Source organism: Enterobacter cloacae complex sp. I1M, assembly GCF_014982425.1.
Taxonomy (GTDB): Bacteria; Pseudomonadota; Gammaproteobacteria; order Enterobacterales; family Enterobacteriaceae; genus Enterobacter; species Enterobacter intestinihominis.
In genome coordinates, this window is sequence record NZ_JADCLG010000010.1 from 247,301 (window position 1) to 265,920 (window position 18,620).

Annotated in this window: 31 protein-coding genes, 1 tRNA gene and 1 pseudogene; all 33 read right to left on the reverse strand. The window is 54.0% G+C overall.

The annotated features are described in order from the left end of the window. Window positions 1-3: 3 nt before the first annotated feature. A complete protein-coding gene (locus INF86_RS06305) occupies window positions 4-240 on the reverse strand; it encodes a hypothetical protein (RefSeq protein ID WP_148407530.1) in 237 nt (78 codons plus the stop codon). Window positions 241-243: 3 nt separating this feature from the next. After that, window positions 244-414 carry a hypothetical protein gene (locus INF86_RS06310; RefSeq protein ID WP_013097716.1) on the reverse strand — a complete coding sequence of 57 codons (171 nt, stop codon included), beginning with the start codon at window positions 412-414 and terminating at the stop codon, window positions 244-246. Beyond that, complete coding sequence (locus INF86_RS06315; RefSeq protein WP_193543337.1) at window positions 414-815, reverse strand: hypothetical protein; 402 nt, start codon at window positions 813-815, stop codon at window positions 414-416. The genes INF86_RS06310 and INF86_RS06315 overlap by 1 nt, the downstream gene beginning before the upstream one ends. A gap of 62 nt (window positions 816-877) precedes the next feature. Further along, window positions 878-1,171 (reverse strand): hypothetical protein, encoded by a 294-nt coding sequence (locus tag INF86_RS06320; RefSeq protein WP_193543338.1) that lies wholly within the window; start codon window positions 1,169-1,171, stop codon window positions 878-880. Between the two features lie 9 nt (window positions 1,172-1,180). Continuing rightward, a complete protein-coding gene (locus tag INF86_RS06325; RefSeq protein ID WP_193543339.1) occupies window positions 1,181-2,257 on the reverse strand; it encodes a major capsid protein in 1,077 nt (358 codons plus the stop codon). Window positions 2,258-2,274: 17 nt separating this feature from the next. Further along, window positions 2,275-2,724 carry a hypothetical protein gene (locus INF86_RS06330; protein ID WP_193543340.1) on the reverse strand — a complete coding sequence of 150 codons (450 nt, stop codon included), beginning with the start codon at window positions 2,722-2,724 and terminating at the stop codon, window positions 2,275-2,277. 12 nt (window positions 2,725-2,736) lie between these two features. Next, complete coding sequence (locus tag INF86_RS06335; RefSeq protein ID WP_193543341.1) at window positions 2,737-4,002, reverse strand: hypothetical protein; 1,266 nt, start codon at window positions 4,000-4,002, stop codon at window positions 2,737-2,739. A 2-nt stretch (window positions 4,003-4,004) separates the two neighbouring features. Further along, a complete protein-coding gene (locus tag INF86_RS06340; protein WP_193543342.1) occupies window positions 4,005-4,931 on the reverse strand; it encodes a phage minor head protein in 927 nt (308 codons plus the stop codon). Further along, window positions 4,891-6,240, reverse strand: coding sequence for an anti-CBASS protein Acb1 family protein (locus INF86_RS06345; protein ID WP_193543343.1), 1,350 nt, complete (start codon window positions 6,238-6,240; stop codon window positions 4,891-4,893). The genes INF86_RS06340 and INF86_RS06345 overlap by 41 nt, the downstream gene beginning before the upstream one ends. A 15-nt stretch (window positions 6,241-6,255) precedes the next feature. Next, on the reverse strand, window positions 6,256-7,503 hold the full coding sequence (locus INF86_RS06350) for a PBSX family phage terminase large subunit (protein WP_193543344.1): 1,248 nt from the start codon (window positions 7,501-7,503) through the stop codon (window positions 6,256-6,258). Then, the gene (locus INF86_RS06355) at window positions 7,500-7,955 is read right to left on the reverse strand and encodes a DUF2280 domain-containing protein (RefSeq protein ID WP_023300389.1); all 456 of its coding nucleotides are present in this window, start codon (window positions 7,953-7,955) and stop codon (window positions 7,500-7,502) included. The genes INF86_RS06350 and INF86_RS06355 overlap by 4 nt, the downstream gene beginning before the upstream one ends. Window positions 7,956-7,985: 30 nt before the next feature. Beyond that, entirely contained in the window at window positions 7,986-8,624 is a 639-nt protein-coding gene (locus INF86_RS06360; RefSeq protein ID WP_193543345.1) for a putative metallopeptidase, read from the reverse strand. A 3-nt stretch (window positions 8,625-8,627) separates the two neighbouring features. Then, window positions 8,628-8,834 carry a hypothetical protein gene (locus INF86_RS06365; protein WP_032665707.1) on the reverse strand — a complete coding sequence of 69 codons (207 nt, stop codon included), beginning with the start codon at window positions 8,832-8,834 and terminating at the stop codon, window positions 8,628-8,630. Between the two features lie 351 nt (window positions 8,835-9,185). Then, window positions 9,186-9,872 (reverse strand): Rha family transcriptional regulator, encoded by a 687-nt coding sequence (locus tag INF86_RS06370; protein ID WP_006811069.1) that lies wholly within the window; start codon window positions 9,870-9,872, stop codon window positions 9,186-9,188. Between the two features lie 197 nt (window positions 9,873-10,069). After that, complete coding sequence (locus INF86_RS22575; protein WP_193543346.1) at window positions 10,070-10,531, reverse strand: lysis protein; 462 nt, start codon at window positions 10,529-10,531, stop codon at window positions 10,070-10,072. Then, window positions 10,528-11,022 (reverse strand): lysozyme, encoded by a 495-nt coding sequence (locus INF86_RS06380; RefSeq protein WP_193543347.1) that lies wholly within the window; start codon window positions 11,020-11,022, stop codon window positions 10,528-10,530. Before INF86_RS06380 ends, INF86_RS22575 begins: the two co-directional genes overlap by 4 nt. Then, the gene (locus INF86_RS06385) at window positions 11,000-11,224 is read right to left on the reverse strand and encodes a class II holin family protein (protein ID WP_193543348.1); all 225 of its coding nucleotides are present in this window, start codon (window positions 11,222-11,224) and stop codon (window positions 11,000-11,002) included. Before INF86_RS06385 ends, INF86_RS06380 begins: the two co-directional genes overlap by 23 nt. A 179-nt stretch (window positions 11,225-11,403) precedes the next feature. Further along, window positions 11,404-11,479: transfer RNA gene (locus tag INF86_RS06390), tRNA-Arg, on the reverse strand. 320 nt (window positions 11,480-11,799) lie between these two features. Continuing rightward, the gene (locus INF86_RS06395; protein WP_129008866.1) at window positions 11,800-12,423 is read right to left on the reverse strand and encodes a hypothetical protein; all 624 of its coding nucleotides are present in this window, start codon (window positions 12,421-12,423) and stop codon (window positions 11,800-11,802) included. Beyond that, complete coding sequence (locus tag INF86_RS22385) at window positions 12,423-12,539, reverse strand: hypothetical protein (protein ID WP_108720711.1); 117 nt, start codon at window positions 12,537-12,539, stop codon at window positions 12,423-12,425. The genes INF86_RS06395 and INF86_RS22385 overlap by 1 nt, the downstream gene beginning before the upstream one ends. After that, window positions 12,536-13,180, reverse strand: a complete 645-nt coding sequence (locus tag INF86_RS06400) for a recombination protein NinG (RefSeq protein ID WP_129008868.1) — start codon at window positions 13,178-13,180, stop codon at window positions 12,536-12,538. The genes INF86_RS22385 and INF86_RS06400 overlap by 4 nt, the downstream gene beginning before the upstream one ends. Continuing rightward, window positions 13,174-13,641 carry an HNH endonuclease signature motif containing protein gene (locus INF86_RS06405; protein ID WP_063857494.1) on the reverse strand — a complete coding sequence of 156 codons (468 nt, stop codon included), beginning with the start codon at window positions 13,639-13,641 and terminating at the stop codon, window positions 13,174-13,176. The genes INF86_RS06400 and INF86_RS06405 overlap by 7 nt, the downstream gene beginning before the upstream one ends. Next, on the reverse strand, window positions 13,638-13,808 hold the full coding sequence (locus INF86_RS06410) for a NinE family protein (protein ID WP_193543349.1): 171 nt from the start codon (window positions 13,806-13,808) through the stop codon (window positions 13,638-13,640). The genes INF86_RS06405 and INF86_RS06410 overlap by 4 nt, the downstream gene beginning before the upstream one ends. After that, window positions 13,801-14,256: a recombination protein NinB gene (locus tag INF86_RS06415; protein ID WP_193543350.1), complete on the reverse strand. Its 456-nt coding sequence runs from the start codon at window positions 14,254-14,256 to the stop codon at window positions 13,801-13,803. Before INF86_RS06415 ends, INF86_RS06410 begins: the two co-directional genes overlap by 8 nt. Window positions 14,257-14,440: 184 nt before the next feature. Further along, a complete protein-coding gene (locus tag INF86_RS06420; RefSeq protein ID WP_013095965.1) occupies window positions 14,441-14,662 on the reverse strand; it encodes a hypothetical protein in 222 nt (73 codons plus the stop codon). Between the two features lie 2 nt (window positions 14,663-14,664). Next, window positions 14,665-14,907 (reverse strand): DNA polymerase III subunit theta, encoded by a 243-nt coding sequence (locus INF86_RS06425; protein ID WP_013095964.1) that lies wholly within the window; start codon window positions 14,905-14,907, stop codon window positions 14,665-14,667. Further along, a complete protein-coding gene (locus INF86_RS06430; protein WP_006808975.1) occupies window positions 14,907-15,089 on the reverse strand; it encodes a hypothetical protein in 183 nt (60 codons plus the stop codon). The genes INF86_RS06425 and INF86_RS06430 overlap by 1 nt, the downstream gene beginning before the upstream one ends. Window positions 15,090-15,122: 33 nt before the next feature. Beyond that, window positions 15,123-15,647, reverse strand: a complete 525-nt coding sequence (locus INF86_RS06435) for a hypothetical protein (RefSeq protein ID WP_193543351.1) — start codon at window positions 15,645-15,647, stop codon at window positions 15,123-15,125. Between the two features lie 124 nt (window positions 15,648-15,771). Further along, window positions 15,772-16,227: a hypothetical protein gene (locus INF86_RS22390; RefSeq protein WP_227414743.1), complete on the reverse strand. Its 456-nt coding sequence runs from the start codon at window positions 16,225-16,227 to the stop codon at window positions 15,772-15,774. Next, window positions 16,224-16,424: a hypothetical protein gene (locus INF86_RS06445; RefSeq protein WP_059452800.1), complete on the reverse strand. Its 201-nt coding sequence runs from the start codon at window positions 16,422-16,424 to the stop codon at window positions 16,224-16,226. Before INF86_RS06445 ends, INF86_RS22390 begins: the two co-directional genes overlap by 4 nt. Then, window positions 16,421-16,765: a winged helix-turn-helix domain-containing protein gene (locus INF86_RS06450; RefSeq protein ID WP_193543352.1), complete on the reverse strand. Its 345-nt coding sequence runs from the start codon at window positions 16,763-16,765 to the stop codon at window positions 16,421-16,423. The genes INF86_RS06445 and INF86_RS06450 overlap by 4 nt, the downstream gene beginning before the upstream one ends. Continuing rightward, window positions 16,765-18,198, reverse strand: coding sequence for a DnaB-like helicase C-terminal domain-containing protein (locus INF86_RS06455; protein ID WP_193543353.1), 1,434 nt, complete (start codon window positions 18,196-18,198; stop codon window positions 16,765-16,767). Before INF86_RS06455 ends, INF86_RS06450 begins: the two co-directional genes overlap by 1 nt. Then, window positions 18,188-18,620 (reverse strand): annotated as a pseudogene (locus INF86_RS06460) (DNA replication protein); the annotation flags it as partial. The gene INF86_RS06455 and the pseudogene INF86_RS06460, both read right to left, overlap by 11 nt.

An 18,620-nucleotide genomic window follows, 5' to 3' on the forward strand; every position in this document is an offset into this window, starting at 1 on the left:
GCGTTACTCCTTTGGCGCCGGAATGCGCTCAATCTCAAACCACTCGATATTCAGCGCATTGACCTGCTGACCTTTACCTACCGGCACGAAAAGCCCTATGGCATCGCCACATTCAAGCTGCAAATAACGCTCAATGACGATTGGTGAAACTACTGCCTCACTGAAGGTTTTAACCTCTCCAGCAACGCGATAAACGACCGTCACATTCAACGCGCTAACCATGCTTGTTACAGTTGCCATGTTTCACTCCTTCCAGCGCAGCACCTTCGCGCCAGTCGCCCGGATGCGCGGGCAGTTGATGAACCACTCGCCGTCCGATTTAACGTAGCCAGTAGTCTCTCGCCCGGTGTCGGTCATCACCCAGACGCGGGTGAACGAGCGCGGCAGACCGTGTTTAACTGATTTGTATGTCATCACTTGTCACCGCACATGCAGCCGCCCTTCCCGATCCAGATACCAGCGAATGCCGGCGCGGTAGTAGGGTCGGCAGGAATCAGCGAGTTAGCGCAGCCGTACTTATCCAGCCCGCGCAGCAAGTTAACCGAGGCCTTCCAGCGATCAGTGAACGACTGATACCGGAACGAGCGAGACGCCCCGCTTGGAGCCGTCTGGCTGGAGATGTATTTATCCCCCTGCCCGAGCCCCATAAGCGCCAGCAGATAGAGCTGAATCAGCAGCGCGGTAGATGCAGGATAGTGCGCATCGAGACACTCCTGAATGCTGTTGGCCTGGTCGACGAGAGCCTGAAGAACAAAATCGGGAATGGTAATTCCCTGGCTCTCCAGATACTCCTTCGCCTGTTCGAGAGTTACCATTATCGACTCCGTGAAATACCCCGCCGGAGCGGGGCATAAAAAAACCGCCTTAGCGGCGGCTGTTATTCAGCAGGGAAAAGCTTTTCGAGCTCACCGTCAGGCAACAGCTCACTGAGTTTTTCAGCGCCCAGGGTGCCTTTGAACTCGATGCCCAGTTCAGTCAGACGAGCCTGGATAACCTCTTTGCGGGATTTCTCACCGGTACCGGCATCAGGCGTCGACGGGGTAAGCTCTCCGCCTGCCTCACCATTCATGAGACGGACGTTAGACTTCAGCGCCGGGTGCAGTTCTTTCAACTCCACCACCTGCCCTACCTTCACGCCGAACCATGGGCGCACAACTTCATATTTATCCATGCTGTTTCCTTACGCCAGGTTAGCGCCGTAGACAACGCCAGACAGGCCCTGATCGTCTGCGGTGATTTGCAGACCTTCAGCAGACATAATCTGGAAGTTGTAGTTAACGTTAGGCAGTGGACGCGGCAGCGGAACAACGCCTACAGCCATACCCACCAGTGGAGAGATCACGTCACGGCGACGAACGTACGCGATAAACTCGTTACCGGTCAGCGCGAAGCTCATGCGGATTTCCTTCACCGGCGCGAACGGCAGAACAGCCTGCAACACAGTGCCGCTTACAACGCCATTCACCACGTACGGCTGCGCAAGGTTTGCCCAGATTTCCGGGGAAACCCACATGACATCGTATGCGGCGACTTTGTTCGTGCGTGCGGTGGTGCCGAATGCGCCTTTACCGAAGAACGCGAAGATCGCGGTCATGTCAGCGGTGGTCAGGTCGATATTCTCACCACCAGCACCAGAGCCGAGGTTAATCTTCTTGGTGTTTCGGTGGTTCTTGATGCCCTGCGCAGGATAGGACTGGACCTGAATTTTTGAATCGCCGTTCAGGTAGTAGTTAACGCGCTTCTGGTTGAACTTGCGCATCTTCGCCATCTGCGAATCCAGCACCAGATCAATGCCTACAGAGTTAAGGCCAGCAGCATGACGCCAGTTAACACCGTAGCCAGCAGTGAACACCGGAATCGGGTCGCCGTCGCTCGCGTAGTCAGTGTGGTCGAAGGAGAACGGCGCCTGACCATCGATGCTTACTGACACGTCGTCAGCGATGTCGCCAATCACGTTATACAGCTTGGCGGTCTTACCGACCGGCAGCACCGTCTGAACGCCGATCAGGTCGTTCACGATTTCCATACCGACTTCCTGATCGCGCAACTGCAGCACCTGGTTGTCGATCTCAGCCCAGAAATCACGGGAGAAACCGCCAACGGCGTTACAGGCCAGCATGTCAGGCGTCATGATTGCGCGGTTAGCTGCAATGATGGAATCGTTCTGCAGGTTCCACATATTGCGGTTTGCCCACAGTTCGCTCCAGTGTCTTCCGAGGCGGGAGTTAGTCGCCAGCGTCTCTTTAGAGAAGTACATATTTGTTTGTCCTTTTTTTACGCGCCAGCTGCGGCGACAGTGCCAACGCGCATGCGCACGCGAATTAAATCGGTGGTGCTGGCCGCGATGGTGTATTCATCCTGGCTGTATCCGATCACTGAATCAGTGTCATCGGTTGCCAGGGTAAACTGACCAGCCGTACCCAGTTTGATCGGGCTGTCTTTCTTGTACGCCCCAGGCACGCACAGCAGAGCCAACTCACGCCCTTCTTCGACGTAGTTGCCGACAGCTGAATCACCGGCAGGAATTGCCTCTGTGATAGTCAGGCCCTGGTGGTAACCGACATCGATGATGTACAGGCGGCCGGTTAGCGCGGTGGCCTGAGCGAATTTATCGGATGAGTTGATGGTTGCGGCGGTGCCTGGAAGCAGCGGTGTGGCCGTAGTGCGGGTTTCGGTCTTGTACAGAGACTGACCGTCGATATTAACGCGACGATAACGTGGCATTATTCCGGCTCCTTACTTGAAGTGTTCGTCAGCGGCAGGTGCGCCGGTTTCTTTGTGCTGCTGTGCATTGTTAGCGCCCAGCGGAGCAGCCTCGCCCAGAGACTTGAACATCGCGTCCAGGGGCTCGCCAGACAGCGCGTTCGCGACGATGTCGCCATGGACCTTAGCTACCGCCTCACGCTTGGCTTTCTCTTCGGCGCGAGAGTTGGCGGTCAGTGTTTCGGTAAGCTTGTCCTGATTGGCCTGCAGACCGGTGATCGCATCTTTAATCGGATTCAGGGCTTCGGCGAAGTTTGCGGCCAGGCCTTTACCGATTTCGCTGATCAGCTCTTGTTTCTCTTCAGTGGTTAAAGGCATGTCGCCCTCCGTTTTGTGGTTTGGTGCAGGCTGTTCCTGCGGTGTGAATAGAGCTTTGAATTTGTTTGCCACGACGGCTACCCACGACTCTTGGCGCGCTACTGCGGTGCCGGTATCGTCGATTGTGATCTTCCCGCCATCAGCGGAGTAACCGTAAACCTGGGCATCGCCGCCATTTCGCACGATGACCACCTGCGAGTCAGTGAAGTCAGCAACCCAGGCGTATTCATCCGCGCCCGCCGCAAACTTCGCTTTAGCTGCGCGATCGAGACGCTGTTCGCGCTCCCGGTAGGATTCACCCACCAGCGCACCGGAGTTCGCCTTAAGCGGCTGCGCCAGATCAGCGTTAACCATCAGGCCAACGCCCTGCTCCGGCGTAGCGGCTCCAACCTCGTGCAGCAGGATCGCGTCGTGGTCCATGCTGTGGATATCCGCTACCCACTCAGCACCCGTTGCGCGCTGCTGTTCGTTAGGTTCAAGCTGGTCGAGGAATGCGGCCACGCTGGTATGAATAGGTGGAACGTCTTCACCACGCTCAATGGCCGCGACACGTTCAAGCAGCTCTTTACCGCCCGCTGACTCACTGGCACGGGCCACATCAACCCACTTTTCGAGGTAAATTCGATTACCGGACTTCTTAACGTTGCGATTCCAGGCGCCGATATGGCCTGCGTTAATCCCCTCTGGCGAGAAAGCAGACACGAACTGACCGTTAACCTGAGGGTGGCCCAGCGGCGCCAGAGTGCCTTCCAGACCCTGATAGTGGGAATCGATTTGCTCTTGTGTGTACAGCCCGCCATTCATGACGACGTTTGCCGGCAGCGTGTAGCTCGGCAACACCAGATGCTCGCGGCCGTTGTATGTTTCGCGCCGGATAGACTGGCTGTTCACCTTCGTGGTGATGTTTACCTGCATAGGCATAGCTATTTCTCCGCCCAGGCGTAACCGCGCGCCTGCATCGATTTATATTCCTGTTTGAGTTTCGTGATGGTGTCCGGATATTCCGGCTTACCGCCCGCATCCACCAGCACCGACTGCTGGCTGCATTTGCAGTTGATGGAGTTGCCATCTTTGCTGTACCAGTCACGCACCTCTTCGTTGGTGTAGAGATGAGCGTGGCGCACTGCGTGGGTGTGTCGGGTTGTTGGTGACAGCGCCGAGATGTGAACCAGCAGTGTTTTCAGGCCGAAGAGGTCATTCGCCTCCTGGTCTTCATCCCACTTTGCCCGGCGCAGCGCGGTAGTCACTTCGGTGCGTGCTATCCGGTTCGCCCGGCGTTTCTCGATGCCGGTCTGGTCTGTCAGGTTGCGGGCAATGTCCAGCGGATTGAGCCCGCGGCCCACCCCATCAGTCAGCACGCGCGCCATGTCGCGCTTAACGTCAGCACTCAGCCCCTTCATTTCCTCAAACACGCGGGCATGCACCAGCGCCATACGTTGCTGGTACGGGTCGCTTGCGAGGATGGACGCCAGCGACTCTCGCCCGGCTGCGTACACCGGTGATTGCTGGCTGAGGTTGTAGAACGACTGCCCGGTCCCCTTCTCCGAAGCCAGATCGATGTACTCGTAAAACCACAGGTCGTAATCGCCACCTTCAAGCAGCACCTGATCCACCAGGTAACTGGCATCGTTCAGGATGATGGAGAGTAGCGTTGGGTTTAACTGGTATTCGTATCTGGCGTTTACTGCGAGGGAGGAAGGTATTTTGTCGAGTGCTGATTTGTACGCCTTGCCAATCTTATTCATCCGCCTGGCGAAGTCTTTCATTGCCCGGCGTTCCAGCACATCGGCTCCGGTCGGATCCTGATAGTTACGCGGTAGAATTGGTGGCTTCGTCTTGTTCGTCGCCATCCTCTTCTCCTAACGGCTCTTCGTCGTCATTGTCATAACCCGCAGCTGTACGAATCTCTTCACGGCTGAATGCTGGTTCATCACCGCTGCCCTGCATGGTCTGGTTAATCTCGCCCATGGTCTTGGCGTTAGTGAGCTTCTCAGTACCGGTCTGTTCGTTCAGGTCATCCCAGATAACAGCCTTCTGGCTTACTGAGTCGACGATCTGCAGGTCGATAAGCTTGTCGCAGAAGTCCTCTATTTCAAAAGAAAGGTCCACGCGGCGCGACTGGCAGCGTGCATTCATGTACTTCTGGTCTTCGGTACTGGATCGCTCAGCCTGCTGGTTACCAACCAAAATACGCGTAGGAATATCAACGCCTGCGGAAGCTGTTTGCAGGTTTACATCGTATGTCGGAGAAGGGTCCGAAACCGGAGAAACCAGCGATGTAACGTTTGCCCCTTGGGTAATGAGTAGCGTGTCATTCCCTCGGTTTAACTCTCTTGCCGCGTCGTTATAACGCTCCTGCAACTCATCAACCGATACGCCATACATCGAAGCCAGGTCACTAAAATTAACCTCTTTGTCGAAGTTGATGTTCTGCTGGCGCGCTGCGTTCTTCAGGAATGACTCACCTGAACCGCCCTCTACCTTCTCCAGGCTAACAAATGCGTTATAAGCTGGCTCAAGGAAGCCAATAGCATCGTCTGAGTAATCACCAAGGATGAAAACGCGATCGGGGTGGATATTGACGCGGCGACTTGAACCATTCGGCAAGCGTTCGGCGTACTGCCACATTTTCGGCTGACCGTAAGTCTTCGAGTTCAGCCCAGTGTCCCACTCGCTCACCGTTAGCGATCCGGCCCACGCCACTGATATTTTCTGAAGACCTCGCCCTTTAGTTACCGGAATGTTCCAGTCTTTTTCATCGCGGACGTGCAGAAGGATACCTGCATAACGCCCGACAAGGCGACGGCGATCCGCCTCGGCAAATGAGCGCCAGAACCGGTTGTTGAATACCTGCTTGGAATTTTTCTCCCAAGCCGTTTCTTTGCGCTTTTTGTCTGCCTGATCACCCTCAATGATTTCCGGGTTAGTCTGCCAGCACTTGCCCACCAGCTTCTCTACTGCACCGTGAGCGATACCGCCGCGTCGGTACAGGGCGTAAAGGTTTTCGTAGGTGACCTGTTCAGGGAAGCCATACTCGCACCATGCGGAATGACGCTTATTGTCCAGCCCCATCGTCGGTGCCATCAGACCCATACGGGCGCGCGCCATCCGCGCATCGTTCAACGCATGGTTGACGGCGAGAGTTAATTTGTCAGTCATGGTTTGTCCGTTTGGTTAACGAAGGCGTTTAGGAATCATCATCCCGGCCATCTGGCCCTTACGCTTAATGTGACCGTCGAGGCTGTAGCGGATACCGTCCCAGCAGTGCTCGTAACCATCGGCAAGCTTCGGCAACACCTCACCGGTGATGCGGTCCGTTTTGTACGACCACATGCGGGCCTCACGCGCTACGTTCTTGCAGCGCGGATGGATAATGATTTCATCGAATCCGCGAAGGTGTGCGATCCCGTCCTCAACGCTTCCTTGCCATTTCTCAGCGGCTGAGATGTTGAAGCCCTGACGTTTGAGATAGCTGATAGTCTCGGGTCGAGCGGAATCGGCCTTGATTGGCCAGTCACGCGCGCCTGGAATCGTATCGTACAACTCCGGCATGTGATCGAGCTCAGTTTGCTGACCGTATGCCTCGTATTCGATGTACAGCCGGTTATGCAGGATGAACGAACGCACCAGCGTGTTAGGGTCTTTGGCGAAACCGAAGTCAGCACCGAAGAACAGGCGATCGGCCTCTTTCCATAGTTGGTCCGAGAACTCGGCAATCCGGTATTTCCCTGCCAGCACCTGCTTATCGGAGTTTTCGAGGTAAGCACCCTCCCACACCCACGCGTATGTTGCCGGGTCTAGGCGGCGCTGATCGTTCTGTCGCTCACCTTCCAGCACGTCAGGGAACCACGGGTTATCCGTATAGTTCATTTCAACGGTGATGCAGTCGTCCCCTGCCTCTTTGCGGAAACGCTTATCCGTGGCGCTACCGTCGCGCTCCGGGTTCCACGTTACCCAAATCTCTGATCCTTCTTCACGAACGGTCGGGCTCAGCTTCTGCCATGCTATTTCACTGACTGATTCAGCCTCATCAACCCAGCAAAGCAAGATGCGTGCTTTCGACTTGATGCTGTCGAGGTTATGCCGCAGACCACAGAACACGTAGCTAACGCTCTTGTCGATGGTGCGGATGTACTTCTCGCCGATATCAAAGTTGGCGGCCAGCCAGGGAACAGACAGGATCGCCTGTTTCACCTCCTGCATGCTCGACTCTTCCAGCGAGTTCATGAACTCACGCGCGCAGAGCACCACGCCGCTTTCACCGTTCATCATCGACTGATACGCCTTTACGGCAGTCATCAGAGCAAAGGTGCGCGTCTTGGCGCTGCCTCGTCCACCGTGAGAGCACCGGTAACGCTTATTCACGGCGGTGAACAGTGGTGCAAGCTTTGCTGGGATCGGCAGTTGAACGGCGTTACTCATGCTTTCGGCTCAACGGGTAGTAGCTGGATGATTGTCGGCTGCGGCGTCATGCTGCCATCAGGGCTTGTATGCTCGACTTTCTGGCGATTAGTGTAGGCATCGCCCATTTCTTTGGCGGCCTGCTCGATAAGCTGCGAGGTCATGCCGTAGTTCTTCATCTTTTCAGCGTTGGTCGCCATTCGGTCGAGAACGCGCAAACGGTACGCTTTATTTGCGATCGGGATGTCGGCGATCTCATTCTGGAATCGTTTACGGGTGGCGTTGAACAGGTCAATCCACTTCTGGCTCAACTTGGCCGCCATTGCGTTTCCGGGCGTATATTGCGACACCTGCTGCCGTGAAACATCGATGCCGTATTCAGCCTTTACAAGCTCAATGACTTTTACCGGGGTCTCGTAGCAGGCGAGTGATTGAACGATGAAGGCTTTAACCTCTGTCGATAATGCTGCCACAGGCTACCTCCATGACAATCCTAATAAAGTCTATGCCAGCTTTAACATGCATGTCCCGCATGACCTGGCTACATCGATGTGAGCCACCTCTGCTGGCGCATTGGCCGCATCAACAAGCTCCTGCACTTCTTTGCTGGCACCGTATCGACGTACGACACCAGTGAATTCTTCGACGTCGTGGCCGCGCAGTGTAAGCACCGGCTGCCCGGTCTCTTTGTTGAACTTCGGAGCGCCGAAATCATCAGTGGCCTGTGCGATGTGGTAAAGCTCATGCTCTACCAGCGCGCAGAACTCGAGGTCACTGCACTGCGAGCAGTAATCAGCTGCCAGCGTGATGATGAACTTCGGGATGCGCCCGAACCATTCATGCATCTGCTGTTCCATTCTGGCCTTCTGCCAACCACCGGCGCGGAGCATTACCTGTTCGGCCTGACCTAGGACGTAACGCCCCTTCTTCGCGAATGAGCCTGACGCCCACATGAAGCAGAGGTCAGCCTCAAGCAGGTGCTCGTGGTCTGGGTTATGGATGCTTCCGGCATCGCTGAGGATTTGGCGGTTTATCCACTCATGCACTTCGTTAGCAGGGATCAGCCTGGTGTATGGCTGCCAGTTGTCGGAGGCGATGAAGTTAACTGGCGGATAAGGCCTGCGCTCGTCATCGTTAGCCATGGGTTACTCCGTTGTTTGTTCGGTCTGCTCTTCCGGTACCGGCGTGAACTGCACGCGCTTCACATCGGCAGGAGCGAAATAAAGCCACTCGCCCGTCTCTGTCGCCAGCGGCACAAAGCCGTTAACCAGCTCAGGCTGACGTCGTGACATCTTGCCCGTGAAGGTTTCGCCTGTTTGGGTGGTTAGCGTGATTTGGTAGATGTCGGACATTGATAGCCTCTTATCCCCTACAGGGTATATTTACGATTTATCCGCTATAGCCATTACGATGGGTCTGCCCATGGTGATAGCAATAGAGAACCACCAGCCCAGTGGCTCACTGTTTTTTTGATGTGGCTGAACACTCCAACCTGACAGCTTCGCTTATGGGAAACTTCCCATACCCACTTAATGTCACGCTGCTAAATTCAAGGTGTAACGAATATGCATTTGCATGCCCTCAAAAGAATTTGGATTCCCTTCCTTTGAGGGCTTCTTTTCCCATTATCAAGCCCACCAGCAGGTGAGCTTTGTAATGGAAAGCCGTTGTGAAAGTGGCTCTCAAAAACCACAGATTTGTGGTTATGCGGCCAAGCGGTGCTGCTCTTCGATAAGTGGCTGGCGGTGATTACGCTCGAACATGCCGCGCAGCACTTCTTTGCGTTGTTCGAAGTCCCACCCCATGCTGATGAATACCGTGTTGGCGCGCTGTAGCTCGGTGATGCAGTGAATTTGTTCCGGCGTCAGGTAATCGCGGATCGGCTCTTTCTTCCCGATTTCATGATGCACGCGGAACTTGGCCGCCGTCATGCCCAGCGCCAGTCGGTTAATCAGGTCAGCTTCGTTGCTGAAGTGATGCGGGGCGATCTGCTTACCCTGCGCCTCACGCTCATGCTTGATGGCATCGGTCATAGGCTTGTACTCCAGACGCGCCGAGTTGCGATCCATCTTCTTCTTCGCCAGCGCGCTGCGCATAGTGAAGAATTCATATACCAAGCGCTTTTTGAATTCACGCACAACTTCATTGTTTCGCATGTAGGTGATCAACAGCGTGGTTTGCTGTTCGTTTAGCAGTGCTATTTCCTGCTTCTGCATGCCCCCATCCGTTTGAAAGGGTCGCATTTCAAATTCCACCCTTCCGAATTCTTCGAGGTCGCTTTTGTACTTCCTGATGAGTTGAATCACTGGCTTGTGATCCTTCATAACACCACTGGCGATCACTGCCGAGTTGGTGACCAGGTCTAGCTTCTTGATTTCAACTAATTGCATGGCGTGTACCTTTCTTTGAGATGAACCTTTGCCGCATAGGAAATCAGCCCGTCGAGGCTCGCCAGCACTAACTGACTTCCTCAAAGGCTCATTTCAAAGGGTATGGTTCGACGTGGGTTGAATGCGCTGCGGTGCGCGGTGAAATTCGGGCATAAAAAAGCCCGACCGAAGTCAGGCTCTGTTATTTGGGTAACGAATCATTTAAGACACTGCTCTTTGATGTAGTCCTGCAGATAGCCGACCTGCTTCGTCACTGTGGCGATTCGCTCTCTGAGGGTGAAATAATCCCGTTCAGCGGAGTCAGTAAGTCTGGGGCTGGAAGCATCGCCCATGCCGCCGGTGCCGGTCGCTCCGCTCGCGGAACAGTTTGCGTTGAGCTGCAGCCGCTTACGGCCAGCAATGACATCGCTATGCAGACGCTCAATGGTTTCTTTCGCATCAGCCAGTTCTCCGGTGTATTTGGCATCCAGTGCAGCGACATCGCGCTGGCGGGTCTGCATGTCTTTGATGGCGTCGTTAGCCAGGCGGAGACTTTTGGTGGCTTTGTCGCGCTGGTCTTTGTAGGTGATGGCGTTGCCCCGGTAGTGGTTAATCGCCCAGGCCATTGAAACCAGTAGGCAGATAACGACAGCACAAATGATTGCTGTTAATCTGCTCATTTCTGGCCCCACTCGCAAACTTCACGCTCAATCTCGCGTCGGGTGATCAGCCCCTTCCACTGTTTACCACCAGCATACGTCCAGCGCTGCAGTTCTTTGCATGCCCCCGGCACATCACCAGCGTTCAACTTCTTCAGCAGCGTGGAGCTGGCGAAAGCACCGGAGCCAACGTTGTAGGTGAATGAGTAGAGCGCGGCGCGGGTGGTCTCAGGTATGCGGACCTTAATCATTGGGTCGATGGCCGCCGCCACCTTGCGCAGGTCGGACTGAAGCAGGGCATCACATTCCCGGTCGGTGTAGCGATGACCGCGGCGAACATCGGAGCCGGTGTGCCCGTCACATACAGTCCAGACGCCAACCACATCCTGATATGCGTAATACCGCCGCCCTTCCAGCCCATCAGCATTTCCCAGCATCACAGCTGCAATCGTGATAGCTCCCGAGCCGCCAGCAATCGCGGCTACCAGCTTATTCCTCAGTGTCGGGTTCATCTCGGCTCCTGCTGCGGCGGTTGTCTTCGCGGATTTTGAAATAGAGATTTGTCAGATACGTCAGTACGGCAATGATGATACCCACCAGCACGCCGATAGCGTTCCACTGCTCGGGGCTGTAGGCATTAAGCATGCCGTTTAGGATGCTCCCGGCTGAAGCGCCATAGGCAGCACCAGTGGTTATTTTTTCCATGCGATACATGCTCTCACCTCGCGTTGTTTGCGGGTGCTGTTCGTGTAGTGGGAAAGGCCGTCAGACACGATAGCTACGTGGCATCTGGAATTGATTGTCTGCGGCCTGAATAAAAAACCCGGCGACAGGCCGGGAAGATGAGGTTAAGGCAATGTCGGCTCTCTGGCCGTAAATACCCTGGCTGGGTTTGGCTCGCCTGGCTGGATTCGAACCAGCGACCAACCGCTTAGAAGGCGGTTGCTCTTTCCTCTGAGCTACAGGCAAATAAAAAGCCACCGGCGTTAACCAGTGGCTTGATGTTTATATGCGGTTCTATGGCTGAGCCTCCGACTTGACGCATCCCAAGTCCTCATAACGGCTTATCTCAGCTAGCCTACACGTCTTTCCGTAGTGTCAGCAGACCTCTCAGCCTGCGATGGTTGGAGTTCCAGACGAACCGTCGAAGTTACCAACTAGGCGGTATCAATGGTGAGCACCGCCTCTGTTATCTCACCACTCCGCTCTTTCGCCTTTGACGTCCGAGCATACCTGAAAATATACACTTCTATTTCGCCAAATCAAGTTATTTGAGAAATATTTTTCATTTAATCAGCAATTATAGAAATCTCATTCTCCATTTCGCGCTTCATTGCATAGAAAAATTCTGCTTCGAATACTTTTTCACACCAGACAACCCGGCGGCGGCAAGCCTGGATATCTAATCCGGTGATCAGGTGCATCTTCCTGGCGATATCTTGCGTGCAGTTGCGTTCGCAGTATCGTTTAATGGCGTAATCGCGGACTGGGCTTTCACGGTGGAATAACTTGACCATCACCTTTTCAACGAACGCTGCATCATCTGATTCTTTGGCGAGAGCGATGATGTTGCTGGTAGAGGATTGAGGGATGACCAGTTCGCGAGCTTTCTTATAGAGTTCCTCACCTCTCAGCGCCCCACCCTCGTCGCTATAAAGCCAGTTGACCATTCTCTGGATGTGTCCACCCATATCAGGATTCCATTGAGTCCGGATCATCAGGCGGCCAATAACGTTAACAGCGCCAGCTGGTGAGTCATCGCCGCGATTAATTCTGCCCCACACTGACATCATGTACTGCACCCAGGCTCGTTGCTTGGTTGTGATGGTCTTCTTAGGATGCTTCCAGACACGCCGGAAATGGGCGTCATCGACAAAGTTAACCATGGTGTAAATTGGTGTGAGCTTTCTCATTACGCGGCTTCCTTCTGAGGCTGGTTGGTTTTGGTCTGGCTGTGCTTTGCTACTGGCGGCATGCTGGCGCGCTTAACGCTTTCTGCCTGGTAACGAAGGAAGTCGGCATGGTTCATGCGGCCTCCTGTCGGCGGGCCCGGCGTTTTTCCAGCGCGCGGGCTTTACGGGTGAAGATGGATTTGATGCGCTGCAGGTAAGGGATATCGAACCGGCGCGGCTCGTTATCAGATTCAAGGCGCTCTACACGCTCCAGACCAATACGCTCAATCAGCCGAATTCGATACTCGACGGCATTACCGCTCAGTTGACGGTTGCACCGGGTGCAGGCTGAGTGAACGTTAAACACGTTGAATTTGAGGTGTGAGGCAGCGCCACGTGAACGGTAATGGCTGGCGTCAATGGCGCTGCCAGTCAGGTAATTGCTTTTGCCGATGAGTGGATTGCCGCAGCTGACGCATTCTTTCCCCTCGTCACGGATCCGGATGTAGCGGTTGAAGGCCGATTGGGCCTCTTTATCCCACTGGGATTTAGTCTTGAATGACTCGCGCTTGGCCTTGCGCCGCTGACGCCCAGCCTTCTCTTCGGTGCGCTGACGCTGCGCTTCCTTCTGCTTGGCGGCTTCACGGGCTTTTGCCGTCTGTTCTTTGCCAATCGCGCTGGCGCACTCGAATGAGCAGACCACCTGCCCGTCGCGGACCGGGTGGAACCACTGGCGACAGGATTTATGGGCGCACTTGCGGCGGGCTGGCTTCATAATCCAACCTCCAACCAGTGTTTTGCTAATCGATACGCAAGAGACGCTCTTTCAGGATTATCAAATGTGCCCAGGTGTTTTGATCTGCCATCAATCTTTATTCCTGCACACCAGCGGCTCATATCTTTGTGGTAAAAAACTCCGACAAACCCAGAGGTGTTATTTGTACAATTCCCTTTGTTCGATCTGGCTGATACGTCACGAAGATTTTCAATGCGGTTGTCATTTCTTATATGATTTATGTGGTCAACCTCCTTGCTTGGCCACACACCATGGATGTAGAACCACGCCAGCCTATGTTCCGGATACCATTTGTTATTAATGCGTATCTTTCTGTATCCACCACCATTAATTCCGCCAGCGCGCTGCCCAGCCTTCACTGTCGCTCTGTTGACCTTCCAGGTAAAAACTCCAGTTTCAGGGTCATAGTGGAGGATGTTTTTAAGGTCATGCAGCTTAATCATTTGAACGCCCTCCTCGCCGCGAGACGCAGCCATTTCTGATCCACCAGGCGGGCGGTGTAGCCTTTCAGAGTCGGGATATCCGACGGCTTAACCGCGGCCTTACGCTTGCGGCGCGCCGGAACGCGGAAGATTTCGTTTGTGATGACGCGTGCGAGAGGACTACCCACGGGAAGCCCTCCACTCTTGCGCCCAGGTGATGCGCCTATTGGATGCTTCGGAGAACTTCACGCCGTGGTCTGTACCAAACCAGTAAATTGCCTCGATGACTTCAACCATGTAGCGCTTACTGGATTTTGATGTGCTGACACCGAAATAAACACGGCCGCCATTAATGCCCGGCGCGGATTTCTGCTCGCTTTCAGGGTTTTGCATCTGGCTGACAAGAACAGTGATGAGGTCTTTCCATTCCTTCGGTTCAAGCTTTTCGCCGAACCAGACAACCTGGTCAGACAGGTCTTTCAGCAACGGCCACATCAGACGGTTTTGCTTGTCGGTGCGGGTCTCTTCCCTGGCCTCGACTACCATCGGTGCGCGAGGGTTTACCGGCAGGGTGCGAATGTACGCGATGAGGTTCTCTTTAACGGTGTCGTTAACGATGCAGTAGTGCTGTTTCATACGCCACCTCCGAGAGGTAACGCAGAATGCAGAAAATCGCAGGTGCATTTCTGCATCTGTGACAAGGTGAGGAGTTCAGATTGTGGTCGCATTTAAGTCCCCTTAAATGCGCAGAAGTCATCGAAGTTGTTCAGGCTCCGATGACATGATTATGGCGGTTTGATTCCAGAAAATCAAAGGCTGATTATTCTCCGAGGAAGGTATATCTTTCTCCGTCAAAGTCATGGAAATAAAATCCCTTGGCTGTTCTTTCATCGAAAATAAACTCGAACAGCTCATCATCAGCGGCGCCGTCAAAAATAACTTCCGTGACTTGGTCTTTGAGGAAAACTAACCTTTCCGGCGATCCGTCAGTGAATTCTGCTTCCATAACGATTTTTGGGTTCTTTAGTAATGCAACTTTCATTTTTAGTCATCCTGTTTCAGGTAAACCGGATCGCTACCTTTCGGCAAAGTTATCGACTTCTCACGATAAAACTTAAGGCGCTCAAGGAAGTAATCACGCAAATGCTCCGGCTGCTCACGCATCACCACCTCGGCGATAACCGGCATGTTCAAGCGCTCTTTGTACGCGACTCCGGAGGCTGCAAGGTCAACGTTAACCTTGTCGCGCTCCTCCTGCGGCTTTGCAGCAATATTCCAGTCAGACATTAGTCAGCAGTCCTCCCTCTCTTCTTTCTGGTCTCATAAGGAGATCTAAAACCATCAACAGATTCAACCTCTCCAGCATCAAACCGTTTCGCATTTGCAATTTGTGATTTCCTCCAGAACTTTTTATGTCTTTTCATTGAAGCTTTATATTTTTCTGCTGGAGTCATTTCTTCGTTAGACATAAAACCCCCTCGGTTATTTGAGGGGATTATAGATCACTTCTGCTGCGGTGATGCTGCTATCATCCGGCGATACACATCGTAAGTTCCGAATTGTTCATCACCAGCCTCAAGCATTTCATGGGTGGGTTCTTCTGGCACCAGCACCCAACCATCCGGAATCACCGGAGAGTTGAGTTGTTCGGAATTACCGAGCGACTGAAGCATGGCTGCGCGATAGGCGTTCCAGCCGACAGCTTTTCCGTGTTCAAACGCGCTGTCAAAGTCATCATCCATTTCCATCGCATCAGGCACAGATACCGGCGCTGGAGGGGCGGTGTAGAGCGGCATTGCCTCAATATTGAAGATATCCCCCTCGCTTGGACACGCCTCTGCGCTACCGTAAACCCAAGGGTGAACGACTCCGTTACGCTTGTTGATTAATCTGTGCGCCCACGCCACAGGCTCCGCTTCGAGCGATGCCAGCGCGATACGCGCCAGCTCCCTTTCTTCTGATGCGGTTGGCTCAGGGCCGTTGCCGAGGAAAATTTGTTGTGCGCGTTCTTTGGTAATAGTGCTCATGGGTTATCTCCCTTTAGGCCAGCTCAGGAAAAACATCAATCCGATGACAGCGAAAAACGCCGCAGCAATACCACTAAGGATGATTATTGCCCACACCAGAATCGTTCCAATAGTTGCTATCATTTCACTCTCCTTTACCGGCTGCGGCGGCGCTTAATTTTGTATTCACGTCGCCTTCAAAAATCGGCAGCACACCAATTGCAGCGGCCCAGTTTTTAGCTAGCTCAGGGTCAGATGTCTCGTCGGTGTAGTCTGATGCTCGCCAACCAATAATTCGCTTCTGGTCAGGAAGGTCAGAATTTCTCTTCTCTGATGATTGCCCTAACGCATTAAGAAGCGTTCGTATCTCCTGCTGCTGAGTGGCTATGGTTGAGTCTTTTGCTTCCAGCTCATCCAGCAGCGTCTCCGTGCAGGCATTCCATGCATGCCACATGTAGGTATAATGGGGTCCGGGGTAACTACCGTCTTCATTGCGGTGCTTTTTAAGGATCCCCCACGGAAGAGCTCCAGATTGCTCAGCCCACTGTTCAAAGGCCTCGCGTGTTTTTTCTTCCTGCGCCTGTTTGTCGATGTTGCTCATTGGGCGGCCTCGCTGGTTAACTTTTCGAGAATGGCATCAAGAGCCTTCCGTTTTCCGGCATATCCGCCACCAACCCACTCTCCACGAAGCAATGCGTAATATTTGCCGTCGTCTTCATGATAAGGTCCACGTATAGACCAGTCGGTTGTGATGGCGTCGATCGCCTTTTTTATTTCTGCAAAATCCATGATGCTCATACCCCTACCCTCCCCCAAACCATCAATACCCTTCTCATCGCCGGACTGTTGCGGCACTCCTGGCAGATCACGTTTGTCTCTGTGCGCTGCACCAGCTTCGAATTACCCTTCGGCATGGCAGGTATGGTTTCCGGTGCGTATTTCATGCCGTAGCTGGTCAACCGATACAGCCGCTGGCCGTGCTTGCCCTCACAGGTGATCAGGCCGTCTGCCAGAAGCGAGCTGACCGTGCCTGACATCTTTTTGGTGGTCATGCCAATCATGCTGGCAATACGCCCACTGTTCAGGCCCGGATTATTACGAAGGGCTGCAAGAATCTGCCCACGGATTGTTATGGTCATCAGAACCCCCCTTTCTTTTTCGGCTGCTGCTCACGCCCGCGGCGTTCTGCGGCGGCGGCCTGCTGGTCTGTGTCGTAAATTGCCCCGTTGATCTGATTGCAATAAACCGTTCCGGTACTGCCATGGCGGTTGAGTCGCAGGATTAACTCGGTTTCTCCCGGCGGAACGCTGTCATCGAAAGCACCTTCCCGGTGGATACCAACCCAGTAGTCGCAGTCCTGCTCAATCTGTCCTGTGTCGCGGGAATCGCTCGGTAACGGGCGTTTATTCACACGCTTCTCCAGTTCGCGGTTGAGCTGGGTCAGCAGCACGACGACGCAGCCAAGCTCTTTGGCGAGATTCTTCAGACCTTTGGTGATCATCCCGTAGGCCAGGTCATTACGGTCGGCTTTTTCGGCGGTCATCAGCGTCAGGTAGTCAACCAGAATCATTCCTACGCAGCCCTTCTCGCGCTTGATTCGGCGGCTTTCGCTAACGATGTGCGCCAGTGACAGGCCAGGAGTGTCGTCGATGTATAGCATGTCGATTTCACTCAACCGACCGGCTGTGGTGATCGCTTTCTTAAAGTCGCCGTCGTAGTCGCCCTGGTACTGGTCATCGGCGTCATCCGTGGCTGGCATGTAAAAAATGCTCGGGTTAACTCCAGACTTCTGACCAACCAGTTTTTCGAGGATCTGGTCGCCCGGCATTTCGAGGCTGAACATCAGCGCTGGCTTTTTCTCACGAACCGCGCAGTTGATCGCCATCTGACCGTACAGGGTTGTCTTGCCCATCTTTGGCCTTGCGCCAATCACGAACAGAGAGCCTTTAACCAGACCTTTCGGCGCCAGCAGCCGGTCGAGTGACGGGATGCCGGTACTCATGCCGCGCTGTTCGCCTGAAGGGTCAAACCGTTTCTCCAGATCCGCTACCCAGTCATCCATAACCTCGCCAAACGACCGCAACCCACGGCGACTACCGGTTTTAGAATGGTCTGCGAGTTGGGTGAAAATACCCTGAATGGCCTCGTACTTCTGCGTAGCACTCATGCCGTTGCGGGAGAACAGCAGCTCGGTAGCTTCGGTCAGTCGGTTTATACCGTAGCGCTCCATTGCGGCTTCCCGGACTGATGCTGCGTATGCCACGATGTTTGCAGTGCTGGGAGTGTTCTTGGCGATCTCCGCCAGGTATGCAAAGCCACCTACCTGTTCCGCGAGCCCTTTGCCTTCGAGCGCGTCGAACAATGTCAGACCATCGACTGGCTTGTTGTCGCGGAACATCTGGCGCATCTCGGCAAAGATCAGCTGGTGAGGTCGGCTGTAGAACGACTCAGGCTTGAGCATCGCCAGAACCTTCTGGACTCGCTCGCTGTTGTCATCATCCAGCAGCAGGCCACCGATAACGCTCTGCTCTGCTTCGAGGTTTTGTGGTACAGCCATGAAATCAGCGGTCATCACGATCCCCCTCGCGCACTTCGATGTAGAGCTTTTCGGTCAGGAACTTATCGAATTTCATGCGGCGCCAGGTCTTCCCGGATTTCTGGTCTGGTCGGTCTTCAAGCATCCAGCGGCAGTTCTGAGCGATGTAGCGCAGATAGCTTCTGAAACCGTCCATATCCATCGGCTTGCCGTCCAGGTTGCGGGCAATCTTGTTAGCCTTACCCCAGAATGTGCGGATCAGATTGCGTCGCTCATCAGTTAGGCATCTCCATCCCCGAGCTTCAGGCAGTTCGTCTTTCAGGCATTGCCATACTTCATCGCATGACAAACGGGACTTTTTCTCTTCAGCGGGTTTCTGGTCATTTGCGACATACTTACTACCGTTAGGTAGTAAGTTATTTAATATATTGTTATCTGTGGACACTGGCTGGACATCG